The sequence below is a fragment of the Paratractidigestivibacter sp. genome (genome assembly GCF_052362415.1).
Lineage (GTDB): Bacteria > Actinomycetota > Coriobacteriia > Coriobacteriales > Atopobiaceae > Paratractidigestivibacter.
On record NZ_DAWEMK010000093.1, the window covers coordinates 6,251 to 7,333 of the forward strand.

The following is a 1,083-nucleotide window of genomic DNA, read 5'->3' on the forward strand; positions in this document are numbered from 1 at the left end:
GTTGCGGTACACGAGGGCGTCGCGCCCGCACGCAGAGAGGCTCTCCTCCATGCGCGCGGCGCCCGGCCCTGCGAAATGCTCGCAGATGAGGCCCCAGGCACCCTCGCCGAGGCGCTTGGCCATACGCGCGGCAAGGGCCTCGGCGGCGCCTCCTAGGTCGGCGTGGACGGGGGCGTTCCCAGCGGAGGCGTGGACCACGCGGCACGAGAGGAACGTCTTGTCCGCTATGCGGGCGCCGAGTGTGGACTCGCCAGACGCGGCGCCCGCGTCGACGATGACGGCAGCGGCGTCTCGGTAGGGGATGCCGCCGAAGTCCCTGAGGACCCGGTACATTGCGTATGACGGCGATTCGGTGTCCATGGGCGGTCTTTCGGTCGGATCTGTTGGTGCCGCGGCATCCCGCGGGAGGTCTGATTAACCATAGCCGCGCGCTGCCCGGTAAAGTTGCACAACAATAATTTACCCAGACCGCGCTGTGCCCGGGCCGCGTCTGACTTCGGCCATCCTGGGCGTCTGTCCCGAAGGTTGCCTTCCCCGAAGGCAACCTGTCCCGAAGGCGGCCTGCCCAAAATAGCGCCCCCAAGCGTCGGCCTCTGTGTCCAGCCCTCCGCCGGTCGGAGCGTTCACAAGTTGCGCAACAACCTGCGCGCGGCCACGCGTATGCTGGCCCAGAACAGCCAAGCAAGGAGGAAAGATGTACTGCAACAACTGCGGCGCCGAGCTGGACGGCGACGCGCTCTTTTGCACCCAGTGCGGCGCCCCCGTCGATCTAGGCGGGCAAGAAGTCTCGGCCGCGGAGCCGGCGCCCGCGACGGAGGAGACCCTCGCCACGGGGACTGTCCCGGCCCCGCAGACGACCCCGGCCCCGCAGCCCGCTCCCTCCACGCAACACGCCCACGCCACGGACGAGCCGTCCCCGGCATGCACAACGCCCCGCACCGCAAAGAAAGATGCCATAAACTCGGCCCACATATACCTTCTCGCCGCCGGCGGGGGCGCGGGCTATTACTTCGGCGTCTACGCCCCCGAGCAGCGCGCCGCCGCTGAGCAAGAGGCCTGGGACACCGCCCACTCGAGCCACGC

2 protein-coding genes are annotated in these 1,083 nt (G+C 69.2%); one reads left to right on the forward strand and one right to left on the reverse strand.

Annotation, left to right across the window (positions count from 1 at the left end; genetic code table 11):
* The coding region (locus ACT84W_RS08540) for a hypothetical protein (protein ID WP_444328901.1) at positions 1 to 360 on the reverse strand (360 nt) is incomplete at its 3' end.
* A gap of 334 nt (positions 361 to 694) precedes the next feature.
* Between ACT84W_RS08540 and ACT84W_RS08545 the strand changes: the two genes are divergently transcribed.
* Positions 695 to 1,083: zinc-ribbon domain-containing protein (locus ACT84W_RS08545; RefSeq protein ID WP_444328902.1), on the forward strand; the 389-nt coding region annotated here is incomplete at its 3' end.